The following is a 12977-nucleotide window of genomic DNA, read 5'->3' as shown; positions in this document are numbered from 1 at the left end:
TCCCCGCACCCTCCGGCTCAGGGTTCACACCGGTCACAGCATCTCCCCACCCTCCCCAACTCGTACTCGCCCACCGCAGTTTGGCGTGTCATCGAACAAGCACAGGGTACGACAGACACAGGAGCGGCCCCAGGGCAACCGGGCGCCGCACCGCACCTCCATACGGGCGGAAACGTGTGCGGCCCTCTTCCCAATCCGGCCTGTGACACGTAACACTCGCGCCACGCGCATGGACCTAGCCAGCCGCCACCACCGCGGAGGTGGGCACGTCATGTCACAAGTCACGTCTCTGCACGAGGAACTGACGGCCGCACAACGCTGCCTCGACGATCTCGCACGCAGCATCTCCCGTCTGGAGGAGCGCATCGGCAGCGGGCTGGAGATCCGCCGGGTGCGCAGCGACGCCGAGCACCTCAAGGAGTCGCTCGCCCTGCTCAGGGACGCCACCCCGAAGGCCGCGCCGCAGCCGCGGCAGGAGATGGTGACGATCCCGGACCAGCCCTACGACAGCGGGCTGTGGACCGACGTCGACGACGAGGGGCTGGGAGCACGGGACCGGCGCGCGCCCTGACGGCAAGCGGTCCCCGTACGGCGTACGCGCGTACCGGGACCGGCACGCCGCACCCGAGCCCTTTCCGGAGAAACCCTTGGCCACCGGCACCGAACCACAACCGAAGCTGAGCGACGAAGCACGCGGAGCCCGCGGCGGCGTACGCGGGGGCACGCGTGCCGCGATCTCCCAGCCGCACCTGCGCAAGGACCGCTGGTGGCTGGCGCCCGCCGCCACCGCGCTGGGCCTGTTCGCCTTCGTCGTCTACTCCACCTGGCGCGCGTTCGCGAACGCGGACTACTACGCGGCGCCCTACGTCTCCCCGTTCTACTCCCCCTGCCTCGCGGACAACTGCGAGACGATGAAGGGCGGCCCGAACTGGGCGCTGTTCGGGGACTGGTGGGGACTGTCCCCCGCGCTGCTCATCCTGATCTTCCCGCTGGGCTTCCGCCTGACCTGCTACTACTACCGCAAGGCGTACTACCGCGGATTCTGGGCCTCTCCCCCGGCCTGCGCCGTCGCCGAGCCGCACCGGACGTACACCGGCGAGACCCGCTTCCCGCTCATCCTGCAGAACATCCACCGGTACTTCTTCTACGCCGCCGTACCCGTCGCCTGCATCCTCACCTACGACGCCGTCCTCGGCTTCCGGGACGAGCACTACGCGTGGGGGCACATGGGGCTCGGCACCCTGGTGCTGCTGGTCAACGCCGCGCTGATCTGGGCGTACACCCTCTCCTGCCACTCCTGTCGGCACATCGTCGGCGGCCGGCTGCGGCACTTCTCCAAGCACCCGGTGCGCTACCGCATGTGGGGCTGGATCGGCAAGCTGAACCAGCGGCACATGTCGCTCGCCTGGGCGTCGCTGTTCAGCGTGGCACTCGCGGACCTGTACGTCTATCTGCTGGCGACCGGCGCGTTCAGCGATCCGCAGCTCTTCTGAGAGGGATGCACAGAACATGACGCAAGTCGAACGCCATCAGTGGGACGTCGTCGTCATCGGCGCGGGCGGCGCCGGGCTGCGGGCCGCGATCGAGGCCCGCGAACAGGGCCTGCGCACGGCCGTCATCTGCAAGTCGCTGTTCGGCAAGGCCCATACGGTGATGGCCGAGGGCGGTATCGCGGCCAGCATGGGCAACGCCAACGAGAACGACAACTGGCAGGTCCACTTCCGCGACACCATGCGCGGCGGCAAGTTCCTCAACCAGTGGCGGATGGCCGAGCTGCACGCGCGGGAGGCCGCGGACCGGGTGTGGGAGCTGGAGACCTGGGGCGCGCTGTTCGACCGGACGGAGGACGGCAGGATCTCGCAGCGCAACTTCGGCGGCCACGAGTACCCGCGCCTCGCGCACGTCGGGGACCGCACGGGGCTGGAGCTGATCCGCACCCTCCAGCAGAAGGTCGTGGCGCTCCAGCAGGAGGACCACCGGGAGAGCGGGGACTACGAGGCGCGGCTCAAGATCTTCCAGGAGTGCACGGTCACCAGGATCCTCAAGGAGGGCGACAGGGTCTCCGGCGCGTTCTGCTACGAGCGGGAGAGCGGGCGCTTCTTCGTCGTCGAGGCCCCGTCCGTCGTCCTGGCGACCGGCGGCATCGGCAAGTCGTTCAAGGTGACGTCCAACTCGTGGGAGTACACCGGGGACGGCCATGCGCTGGCGCTGCTCGCCGGAGCGCCGCTGATCAACATGGAGTTCGTGCAGTTCCACCCGACGGGCATGGTCTGGCCGCTGTCGGTGAAGGGGATCCTGGTCACCGAGTCGGTGCGCGGGGACGGCGGAGTGCTCCGCAACTCCGAGGGCAAGCGGTTCATGTTCGACTACATCCCGGACGTCTTCAAGGAGAAGTACGCCGAGTCCGAGGAGGAGGCCGACGCCTGGTACGCGGACCCCGACCGCAACCGCCGCCCGCCCGAGCTGCTGCCCCGCGACGAGGTGGCCCGCGCCATCAACGCCGAGGTCAAGGCCGGGCGCGGCTCCCCGCACGGCGGCGTCTTCCTGGACGTCTCCACCCGGATGCCCGCGGAGGTCATCAAGCGGCGGCTGCCGTCCATGCACCACCAGTTCCTGGAGCTGGCGGACGTGGACATCACGGCGGGGCCGATGGAGGTCGGGCCCACCTGCCACTACGTCATGGGCGGCGTGGACGTCGACTCCGAGACCGCGGCGGCCTCCGGGGTCCCCGGCCTGTTCGCCGCGGGCGAGGTGGCCGGCGGGATGCACGGCTCCAACCGGCTGGGCGGCAACTCCCTCTCCGACCTGCTGGTCTTCGGACGGCGGGCGGGGCTGTACGCGGCGCGGCACGCCAAGCAGCTGGCGTCGGCGCGCCCCGCGGTGAGCGACGCGCAGATCGAGGCGGCGGCGGCCGAGGCGCTGCGCCCGTTCAGCGCGGGCGAGGGCGCCGGGGACGGTGCCGACGGCGCGGGGACCGGCGCGGGCGGCACCCCGGAGAACCCGTACACCCTGCACCAGGAGCTCCAGCAGGCGATGAACGACCTGGTCGGCATCATCCGCCGCGAGGAGGAGATGGCGCAGGCCCTCACCCGGCTCGCCGAGCTGCGCGACCGGGCCCGGCGGGCGGCGGTCGAGGGGCATCGGCAGTTCAACCCGGGCTGGCACCTCGCCCTCGACCTGCGGAACATGCTGCTGGTCAGCGAGTGTGTGGCGCGGGCCGCGCTGAACCGCACCGAGTCGCGCGGGGGCCACACCCGGGACGACTACCCGGAGATGGACCGCGAGTGGCGCCGCGCCAACCTGATGTGCGCCCTGGCCGAGGACGGCGCCGAGGGGGCCGGCGGCCGGATCGCGCTGCGCCGCAGGGAGATGCCGCCGATCCGCGCGGACCTGCTGGAACTCTTCGAGAAAGAGGAGTTGATCAAGTATCTGACGGACGAGGAGCTGACGGCGGAATGACCACGGCTGCGGAAGCGACCAGCTACGAAGCGCACTTCAGGGTCTGGCGGGGCGACACGGACGGCGGCGCCCTGGAGGACTTCACGGTGGAGGTGCACGAGGGCGAGGTCGTCCTCGACGTCATCCACCGCCTCCAGGCCACCCAGGCCCCGGATCTGGCGGTGCGCTGGAACTGCAAGGCGGGCAAGTGCGGCTCGTGCAGCGCCGAGGTCAACGGCCGCCCCCGGCTGCTGTGTATGACCCGGATGTCCGTCTTCGACCACGCGGAGATCGTCACCGTCACCCCGCTGCGTGCCTTCCCCGTGGTCCGCGACCTGGTGACGGACGTCGGCTTCAACTACGAGAAGGCCCGCGAGGTCCCCGCGTTCGTCCCGCCCCAGGACCTGGGGCCCGGCGAGTACCGGATGCAGCAGGAGGACGTGGGGCGCTCCCAGGAGTTCCGCAAGTGCATCGAGTGCTTCCTGTGCCAGGACACCTGCCATGTGGTGCGCGACCACGAGGAGAACAAGCCCGCCTTCGCGGGTCCGCGCTTTCTGATGCGGGTCGCCGAGCTGGACATGCACCCGCTGGACGCGGCCGACGAGGACGGGCTGGACCGCAAGCGCACCGCGCAGGAGGAGCACGGCCTCGGCTACTGCAACATCACCAAGTGCTGCACGGAGGTCTGCCCCGAGGGCATCAAGATCACGGACAATGCGCTGATCCCGCTCAAGGAGCGGGCAGCGGATCGCAAGTACGACCCGCTGGTGTGGCTGGGCAACAAGATCCGCCGCCGGTCCTCCTGAGCCCCGGCCCCGGGGTCGGTCCCGGCCCCGGGGCCGGGGACAGCGCCGACCGGGCGGCGGCGGCCAGCGCCCGGCGGTCGTCCCCGTACAGCGGCGGGTGCGCGGTCACCCGCGCGGTCAGCCCGGCCGCGCACAGCACCCGCCGCAGCGAGGTGGCGAAGTCGTCGTCCCCCAGGTACGCCGGCGCCGTACTCGCCGCGCCGCGCTGCTCGTAGGCCAGCGTCACCGGCCGTACCGGGGCGCCCGCGTCCGCCGCCGCCTGGAAGACGGCCCGCCGGAACGGCCCGCCGGGGGCCGAACACCAGGTGGTGGCCTGCGGGAAGACCAGCACCGAACGTCCGGCGCGCAGCTCCTCCGCCAGCCGTGCGACGGCGTGCGGGAGGGCGCGTACCCGGGCGCGGTCCAGGAAGCGGGTGCCCGCCCGGCGGGCCAGTGTGCCGACCACCGGCCAGTGGGCGACCTCCCGCTTGGCGACCAGCGGCACCGGCTCCACCGCCAGCAGCACCAGGGCGTCCAGCCAGGAGATGTGGTTGGCGACGACCAGGGTGCCGGCGCGCGCGCCGGGCACGCGCAGCGGGCCGGGGCCGGGGGAGGCCGCGAACCGCACGCCGAGCGCGGCGAGGGCGGCTCCGGCACGGGCCCGCAGGACCTCCGGGTCGGCGGCCAGCCGGTCGCCCAGCGCCAGGGCGCGCGCCACCACATACCCCAGCGCGGCACCGCGGCGGACCGCCGCGCCCAGCGGCACCCCCGGCACCCGCGTCCCCGGGGACCCCGGAGATCCCGGAGACCCCGGGGACGCTGCGCAGTCGGCGGTGCACCCGCTGTCGAGCTCCCAGGGGCTGCGGAGGGGCCGCCCGCTCCCCGCGCACATCACACGCGTCCCGCGGGATCCCCGGGCTCCCCGAGAAAGGCGCGGCGGTAGCGCTGGTTCATCTGCGCGGTGTCCAGCAGGACGAAGAAGTCCGCGACGCCGAAGTCCCGGTCGTGCGCGGGCGCCCCGCACATCCAGGCGCCGAGCCGCAGATAGCCGCGCAGCAGCGGCGGCAGGTCGGCGTAGCGGGGGCGCGCCGCGAGCGGCGGCCCCGGCACCCAGGGGCGGTAGGGCTGGACGCGCAGCTCGGGCGGCGCCGCGTGCCGCTCCGTGCCCAGCAGCCAGGCGGCGGAAGCGGCGGCGCCGCCGTCGCCCAGCGGCACGGAGGAGCAGCCCGCGAGATAGCGGTGCCCGGACAGCAGCAGATAGCGGGCGAGCGCGGACCACATGAGGTGGATGACGGCCCCGGTGCGGTGCGCGGGGTGGACGCAGGAGCGTCCGGCCTCGATCAGGGAGGGGCGCAGCCCGTCGAGCGCTCCCAGGTCGAACTCGCCGTCCGCGTACGAGCGCCGCGCGCGTCCCGGCGGCAGCAGCCGATAGGTGCCGACGACCTCGCCGGCGGCGGTGTCGGTGACGACGAGGTGGTCGGCGAGGTCGTCGTAGGGGTCGAGGTCGTGGCCGGGCAGCGGTGTGTCCAGGGCGGCGCCCAGCTCGCCGGCGAAGATCTGGTAGCGGAGCCGCTGAGCCGCCCTGAGCTGCTCCTCGGTGTCCGCCAGGGTGACGGTGTAGGGACGGACGTCCGTGGTCGTTGTCGGCATGTCCAGGACAGTACGGAGCGGCCGGACAACGGGCAGGAGCCCTTCGGCAAAGGTTGGACAGCGCGTTGGTGCGAGCAGGTGAACAGCGCACTCCGTATCCGGCCGGCCGTGCCGGGTCCGGGCTGCCCCTTGCTGATGCGTCGCAGTCTGCGGGTGTGTTGTGGCTGGGCGCGCAGTTCCCCGCGCCCCTGGAGGGGCACGCTGTGCAACCCCGATGCCGGGCGCGGCACTAGGGGGTGTTTCGAAACACCCCCTAGAACAGACTCAGCAGCGCTTCCGCCGGGACCTCCACCACGCCCTCCTCGGGGCGGGCCAGCTCGAACCAGACCGTCTTTCCCCCGGGGGTCCGCCGGCTCCCCCAGCCCGCGCTCAGCAGATCCACCAGTTGGAGCCCGCGCCCGCCCTCGTCCGTGGCCTGCGCCCGGCGGCGCCGGGGCTGCACGGGTCCGGCGTCCCACACCTCGCACACCAGCGTGCGGTCCAGCAGCAGCCGCAGCCGGATGTCGCCCTCGCCGTGCCGCAGGGCGTTTGTCACCAGTTCGCTCACCAGCAGCTCCGCCGTGTCGCCCAGGCCGTCCAGCTGCCAGTCGGCGAGCTGCTCGCGGGCCAGCTCGCGGGCGCGGGAGACGGAGCGCGGCTCGCAGGGCAGCCACCAGTCGCCGACGTGTTCCGGGTCCAGGCCCTGCACCCGGGCCACGAGCAGCGCGATGTCGTCCTCCCCGTGGTGCACGTTCAGCGTGCGCAGCACCCGGTCCGCGGTGTCCTCCAGCGGCTCGCTCGCCTCGGTGAGCACCGCGCGGAACGCGTCCAGGCCCTCGTCCAGCGGATGGTCGCGGGACTCGACCAGGCCGTCGGTGTACAGCGCGAGCATCGCCCCGTCCGGCAGCTCGACCTCGATCTCCTCGAACGGCTCGCCGCCCACCCCGAGGGGCACGCCCCCCGGGACCTCCAGCAGCAGCGCGGGCTCGCCCGGTTCGACGAGGACGGGCGGCAGATGGCCCGCGTTGGCGAACGTGCAGCACCGCGAGACCGGGTCGTAGACGGCGTAGACGCAGGTCGCGAGGTAGACCTCGGACAGGTCGGTGCCGGTGGCGCTGGCCCGCTGGGAGCGCGGGGTGCCGCCGAGGCCGCGCGCGATCTCGTCCAGCGCGCCCAGGACCTCCGCCGGCTCCATGTCGGTCAGCGCGAGGGTGCGCACGGCGCTGCGCAGCTCGCCCATGGCGACGGCCGAGCGCAGGCCGCGGCCCATGACGTCGCCGATGACGATCGCGGTGCGGTGCCCGGGGAGTTCGATGACGTCGAACCAGTCGCCGCCGACCTCGGTCGCGGGGTTGCCGGGGAGGTAGCGGCAGGCGATGTCCAGCCCGGCGGCCTCGGGGTCGTCGGGCGGGAGGAGGCTGCGCTGGAGGATGAGGGCCCGCTCGTGCTCTCTGCGGTAGAGCCGCGCGTTGTCGATGCACACGGCGGCGCGCGCGGCGAGCTCGGCGCCCAGCGCTCCGTCCCGCTCGCCGAACGGCTCGCTGCCCTTGGCGCGGGAGAACTGGACCAGGCCCAGCACCCGGTCCCGGGCGACCATGGGCACGGCGAGCGTGGACTGCACGACGGCGCCGAACTGCGCGGGCACGCTGCCGTCCTGCCCCTGGATGTTCTGCACCCGCCCGGTGCGCAGGGCCGTCGCGTGCGGCGAGGCGTCGGCGTAGCAGTGGGTGGAGCCGACGGTGACGGGCCCGGCGCCGCTCGCCTCCTCGGCGCTGAGCTCGGCGCCGGAGCCCGGGGTGTACGGCGCGTCGGCGACGGCGCTGGCGTAGGCGACCCGGCGCAGCTCGCCGCGCGGCGCGCCCATCCGCCAGCCCTGCCCCGGCACGCCGCCCAGGGCCACCGAGCCCGCGCCGCGGCGCGGGACCGCACCGCCGCCCGCGCCTCCCGCCGGGCCGCGCGCGGGCAGCGCGCCGTCCGGTGGGCCGGAACAGGGGGTGAGGCTGCGCGGCTCGTCGCCCGCCAGCACGTCCTCGTACAGGTCGACGGAGGCGAGGTCGCAGAACTGCGGCACGGCGACGCCGAGCAGCTCGCGGGCCGTCGTCTCCAGGTCCAGCGAGTTCCCGATGCGGGCCCCCGCGGCGTTCAGCAGGGCGAGGGCGCGGCGCACGTCATCCGGCTTGCCCGCAGCCTCCACTGGGATGTCACTCAACGCCGCCCCTTCCCACTGCCGGTGTGCCTCCGGTCGGAGTCAGTGTCGCAGTCCGCACAGGGCGCTGACCTGCTCTTCCCGATCGCCGCACGAATTCTCGTCCGCTGAGGCAGAATGCGCACTCCCCCCGACGTGATCGGGGGTCACCCCCTGACTCCTAACCAGCGAACGCGGTGTCGAACCCCCGGGTAACGACACAGCGCGGCATCGCCCTCAAGCGCCACGCCGCGCCTCCCCCGCCACACCCTCAACGAGCGTCATGGCAACGCGAGTTCGAACCAGACGGTCTTTCCCGTGCCCCCGTGCCGGGTGCCCCAGCGCCGCGCCTCCCCCGCGACGAGCTGGATGCCGCGCCCGCCCTCGTGCTCCTCGGTGACCGTGCGCTCCCTGGGCGGCTCGGGCAGCGGGTCGGACACCTCCACGGCGAGGCTGTTCGTGCTCGTGCAGCGCACCACCCGCACCCCGATCGGGCCGTGGGTATAGACCAGCGCGTTGGTGACCAGCTCGCTCACCAGCAGCACCGCCGTGTCCTCCACGGCGCCGAGCCCCCACGCGCGCAGGGTGGCCCGCACCGTGTCGCGGGCCCGGCGCACGGCGTAGCGCTCGGTGGAGAACGTCCACGCCGCGGCGGTGTCCGCGGGCAGCGTCCCGAGCTCGGCCATCAGCAGCGCCACATCGTCCCGGCCGCCGACGGCGCCGGAGGCCGTGCCCCGGGTGCGCGCCGTGTCGATCAGCGCGTCGCACGTCTCCTCCAGCGCGCCGGCCCCCTCCGCAGGGCCACCGCCGCCGTGGGCGTCGCGGAGCAGCTCGGCGCGCAGCCGTTCGATGCCGGTGCCGATGTCCTCGCCGCGGGTCTCGACCAGCCCGTCGGTGTAGAGCACCAGGACGCTCCCCTCGGCCACCTCCAGCTCGACGGACTCGAAGGCGACCCCGCCGACCCCGAGCGGCGCCCCGCTGGGCAGGTCGTCCAGGGCCCGCACGCCGCGGACGCCGTCCGGCCCCGGCGCCGCCAGCAGCGGCGGCAGATGGCCGGCGGAGGCCAGGGTGAGGACGCCGCTGCGCGGGCCCGCGGCGCTGGGCGCGGGCTCGTAGACGGCGTAGACGCAGGTGGCCATCAGCACCTCCTCGGGCCCGTGCGCGAGGTCGTCGGCGAGGGCGTCGACGCGGGCGAGCAGCTCGTCGGGCGGCAGGTCCAGCCCGGCGAGCGTGCGGACGGCGGTGCGCAGCCGCCCCATCGTCACGGCCGCGTGCAGCCCGTGTCCCATCACGTCCCCGACCACGAAGGCCACACGCCCGCCGGGCAGCGGGATGACGTCGAACCAGTCGCCGCCCGCCTCGTTCCCCCCGGTGCCGCCCGGCACATAGCGGGAGGCGACCGCGACGCCGGGCGGCTCGGGCAGATGCCGGGGCAGCAGGCTGCGCTGGAGCATCAGCGCGCCCTCGCGCTCGCGCGCGTAGAGGCGGGCGTTGTCCAGGGAGACGCCCGCGCGGTCCGCCAGCTCCATGGCGAGGTCCACGTCGGCCCGGTCGAAGGGCGGGCGGCCGCCGGTCCTGGCCACCACGAACAGCCCGAGCGCTGCGCCCCGGGCGCGCAGCGGCACGGCCAGCATGGAGCGGATGTCCAGGTCGCGGGCGACCCGCGCGCGGGGGTCGCCGGGGGCGAGGGTGTGCAGGATCTCGGCCTGCGAGGGCGCCAGATACGGCGTGCCGGTGTCCACGGCCACCCCGAAGAGGGAGCCGGGCTCGTAGGTGGTGTCGCGGCCGAGCGCGAACATCCGGTCCACGGCCTCGCCCGCGTACCGCGCGGCGGTGCCGACCTGGTGCATCGGTGTACCCGGGAGCGGGACCGAGGTGGGCAGATCGCCGCCGCGCAGCACCGTGCCGAGCAGCAGTACGCCGGAGTAGTCGGCAAACCTAGGTACCAGGGCGGCGGCGAGGGCCTGGGACAGCTCACGGACGTCGAGCAGATCGCCGAGCGCGACGCCGACGTCGTCCAGCAGCGCCAGCCGCTCGTGCGCCGCCTCGACCTTCTTCAGCGCCTCCAGCCGCTCGCTGATGTCCATGATGGTGCAGCTCACGCCGAGCACCTGGCCGGAGCGGTCGGTGAGCCGGGCGAACGAGACCGAGCGCGCCCCCTCCCCGTCCGGCGCCGGCATCACCAGGTCGACCACGGAGCGGCCGGTCTCCAGCACGGTCTCCTGGATCTGGTGGACCTCCTCGGCCATGGCGGGCGGCAGGACGTCGCGCACGGTCCGCCCGGCGAGCTGCGCGCTGGTGGAGCCGTGCAGCCGGGCGAGCGCGCGGTTGATCCGGATGAACCGCTGGTCCGTGTCGAACAGCGCGATGCCCAGCGGGGACGAGGCGAACAGGGCGTCCAGCGCGGCCAGGTCCTGCTCGACGGCGCGCAGCCTGCTGGTCTCGACGACGTTGGCGAGGACGAACGGGTGGTGCTCGCTGTCCGCCAGCAGCGAGGCCCGGCCCTCGACCTCCACCAGGTGCCCGTCGCGGTGCCGCAGCTGCAGGATGCCGCGCCAGCGGCGCTCCTCGCGCAGCGTGCCGCGGATCCGGCCGTCGGCGTCGCCGCCCTCGATGAACCCCTCGAAGGGCCGGTCCGCGGCCTCCTCGACGGACCAGCCCAGGAGGTCCTCGACGGCCGGGCTCCAGATCAGGATGCGCCCCTGGCCGTCGAGGATCGCGTTGCCGATGCGCAGGGTGTCGAGCAGCGAGTGCGGCCCCTCACCGGCTCCTGTGCTGGTCACGCACCAATTATCCCCGTAATGGGACAATTGGCTCGTCTCCCCGCCCCCAGGGCGCGTCCCCGGCGGCGCACTCCGCACAACCCCCTCACCGCCGAACGTCGATGTGCTCCACGACGTACCCGTCGGAACCGGCGGACTCACACTCCTTCCCCAGGCGCTCCGCAAGATGCTGCGCCTCGGAGCGAGTGCCGTAGCTGCCGACGCGATAGCGGTTGCCGTTACCGTCCTGACGTATCAGCAGCCACGGGAGCACCCCGTCGCTGTCGCCGCCGCTCAGACTTCGCATATGCCGGAGCTTACGCCCGACCCTCACTCACCGCATTCACCTTTGCACAATGGGCCAACAATTTCGGCCACACGTTCGCCTCCGGTGAGCAGCCGGGAAAGGCGGGAGAACGCCGGGGCGTGGGTTACTTGACGGGCAGGCGGTACGCGAGCCGGAACCGGTCCGCCGGGACCACCACGTCCGCCGTCTCCACGGGGCGCCCGCCGGCGTAGTACGTCCGGGAGACGACCAGCACCGCGTGCCCCGGCACCCCGCCCAGCTCCAGCGTCTCCTCGGCCCGCCCCGGGCGGGAGCCGACCTCCTCCGCGACGTTGTCCACCACCACGTCGATCGCGGCCATCCGCTCGACCACGCCCCGGCCGCCCAGCGGCCCCTCCTCCGGGAGCATCACGGGCGTGCGCCCCGTCAGGCCGAGCGGCTCCCAGGACGTGGACAGCATCGCCGGATCGCCCTCCATGCGGAACAGATAGCGGGTGCGCATCACCCGCTCCCCCGGCACGATGCCGAGCCGCTCCGCCGTGCCCGGCGAGGCGTCCTCCTGCTCGCTGCGCGACTCCCAGGTCCCCTTGACGCTCTCGTCGGACTGCTCCTGCCGGAAGGGCGTGGACTCGCCGATCGCGCGATAGCCCGTCCGCGCGATACGGCGCGGCAGCGGCAGCTCGCGCACATAGGTGCCGGACCCGGAGCGCCCCTCGACCAGGCCCTCCGCCATGAGGACCTTGCGCGCCTCCAGCGCCACGGTGTCCGAGACGCCGTACTCCGCGCGAATGCGGGCCTGGGACGGCAGACGGGCGTGCGGCGCGAGCACACCGTCCGCGATCTTCTTCCGCAGATCCCCGGCGACGCGCAGATACGCGGGCTGCTCACCGAATGGCACGTACGCCCTCCCCGTCCCCACATTTTCCACCAACAGCTTGACAGTGCGCAACAGCTTGGCAACTCAGGGTTGTTACCCGCAACAACCGGCCAAGGTTTCACCCGATGTGATGAGTTGCTGCTCAGAAGGCGCACAAGTGTCACGCCGGGCGCACATCCCGCCCCGCGGAAACGGTCCGGCGCCGCCCCCGCGACTGCGTACGGTCATCTTGCTGGTTCGGGGCTGCCCCTTGTTGTTCCGTCGCAGTACGCGGGTGCACGGGTGGCTGGTCGCGCAGTTCCCCGCGCCCCGAAGGGGCAGCCCCGGCCCGGCAGGATCCGCCGAGCACGCCCTAGCGCTGGTCCATGGGGAAGAGCACGACCGTCGCGCCGACCCGCACCGCGCCCGGGGTGTCCGGGGGCAGCGCGTGGGCGTGCAGTTCCTCGCCCAGCCGGGCCGCGCGCTCGCGGACGTCCTCCCACACCTCGGGGGCCAGCCACACCTCGGCGTCGGTCAGCGCGCCGTCCCGCGCCGGGTCCCGCTCGGCCGCGCGCCGCCGCAGCTCGTCCGCGAGCGCGGCGGCGACCACCGCGTACTCCCGGGAGCTCCCCGCGGTCAGCAGCTCGCCGCTGTCGGGGTCGTGGCGGTACCGCTTGGCCGTGCCGCCGCGCACCGTCACCTCGCCGACCGCGTCCACCAGCCCGGCGGCGTGCAGCCTGCGCAGGTGGTAGCTCACGTTCGGCTGCGACTCGCCGAGCGCGCGGGCGGCCTCGGCGGCGCTGTACGCCGTTCCCGTGAGCAGGGAGAGCAGCCGCAGGCGCAGCGGGTGCGCCAGGACGCGCAGCCCGCCGATCTCGTCACGCCGCCGCGAGGATCCGGACATCGCCCAAGTCTCCCACCGCGGCTACGGGACGGCAGTGCCGCCCGGCACCCGGGCCGTCAGCCCCCGCACCTCCCGGTTGCACAGCGCCCCCACCGTCACGGCCCCCACCAGCCCGACCCCGCACAGCAGGGT

At 73.6% G+C, this 12977-nt stretch carries 11 protein-coding genes; 4 read left to right on the top strand and 7 right to left on the bottom strand.

From position 1 onward, the window contains the following. The first annotated feature begins 271 nt into the window (after positions 1–271). From G5C65_RS18650 to G5C65_RS18635, 4 genes are all read left to right on the top strand, one after another. Positions 272–571, top strand: coding sequence for a hypothetical protein (locus G5C65_RS18650; RefSeq protein ID WP_165299999.1), 300 nt, complete (start codon positions 272–274; stop codon positions 569–571). 76 nt (positions 572–647) lie between these two features. Then, positions 648–1493: a hypothetical protein gene (locus G5C65_RS18645; protein WP_165299998.1), complete on the top strand. Its 846-nt coding sequence runs from the start codon at positions 648–650 to the stop codon at positions 1491–1493. 16 nt (positions 1494–1509) lie between these two features. Continuing rightward, positions 1510–3459, top strand: coding sequence for a fumarate reductase/succinate dehydrogenase flavoprotein subunit (locus G5C65_RS18640; RefSeq protein WP_165299997.1), 1950 nt, complete (start codon positions 1510–1512; stop codon positions 3457–3459). Then, positions 3456–4244: a succinate dehydrogenase/fumarate reductase iron-sulfur subunit gene (locus G5C65_RS18635; protein ID WP_165299996.1), complete on the top strand. Its 789-nt coding sequence runs from the start codon at positions 3456–3458 to the stop codon at positions 4242–4244. Before G5C65_RS18640 ends, G5C65_RS18635 begins: the two co-directional genes overlap by 4 nt. Here the strand turns inward: G5C65_RS18635 and G5C65_RS18630 are convergent. The 7 genes from G5C65_RS18630 to G5C65_RS18600 form a co-directional block, all read right to left on the bottom strand. After that, positions 4168–4998 carry a lysophospholipid acyltransferase family protein gene (locus G5C65_RS18630; RefSeq protein WP_338146516.1) on the bottom strand — a complete coding sequence of 277 codons (831 nt, stop codon included), beginning with the start codon at positions 4996–4998 and terminating at the stop codon, positions 4168–4170. The two genes, G5C65_RS18635 and G5C65_RS18630, sit on opposite strands and share 77 nt — an antisense overlap. Positions 4999–5114: 116 nt before the next feature. Next, positions 5115–5873 carry a GNAT family N-acetyltransferase gene (locus G5C65_RS18625; protein WP_165299994.1) on the bottom strand — a complete coding sequence of 253 codons (759 nt, stop codon included), beginning with the start codon at positions 5871–5873 and terminating at the stop codon, positions 5115–5117. A gap of 253 nt (positions 5874–6126) precedes the next feature. Continuing rightward, positions 6127–8061 (bottom strand): SpoIIE family protein phosphatase, encoded by a 1935-nt coding sequence (locus G5C65_RS18620; protein WP_165299993.1) that lies wholly within the window; start codon positions 8059–8061, stop codon positions 6127–6129. 257 nt (positions 8062–8318) lie between these two features. After that, positions 8319–10820, bottom strand: coding sequence for a SpoIIE family protein phosphatase (locus G5C65_RS18615; protein ID WP_165299992.1), 2502 nt, complete (start codon positions 10818–10820; stop codon positions 8319–8321). 85 nt (positions 10821–10905) lie between these two features. Next, positions 10906–11106 (bottom strand): SPOR domain-containing protein, encoded by a 201-nt coding sequence (locus tag G5C65_RS18610; protein WP_165299991.1) that lies wholly within the window; start codon positions 11104–11106, stop codon positions 10906–10908. A 124-nt stretch (positions 11107–11230) separates the two neighbouring features. Next, entirely contained in the window at positions 11231–11983 is a 753-nt protein-coding gene (locus G5C65_RS18605) for a GntR family transcriptional regulator (RefSeq protein ID WP_165299990.1), read from the bottom strand. A gap of 331 nt (positions 11984–12314) precedes the next feature. After that, entirely contained in the window at positions 12315–12845 is a 531-nt protein-coding gene (locus G5C65_RS18600) for a helix-turn-helix domain-containing protein (RefSeq protein ID WP_165299989.1), read from the bottom strand. Positions 12846–12977: the final 132 nt, after the last annotated feature.

The organism is Streptomyces boncukensis, assembly GCF_011045075.1.
Classification (GTDB): Bacteria; Actinomycetota; Actinomycetes; order Streptomycetales; family Streptomycetaceae; genus Streptomyces; species Streptomyces boncukensis.
Note: the sequence above shows the minus strand (reverse complement) of the source record. Positions and strands in the feature narration are given on the sequence as shown.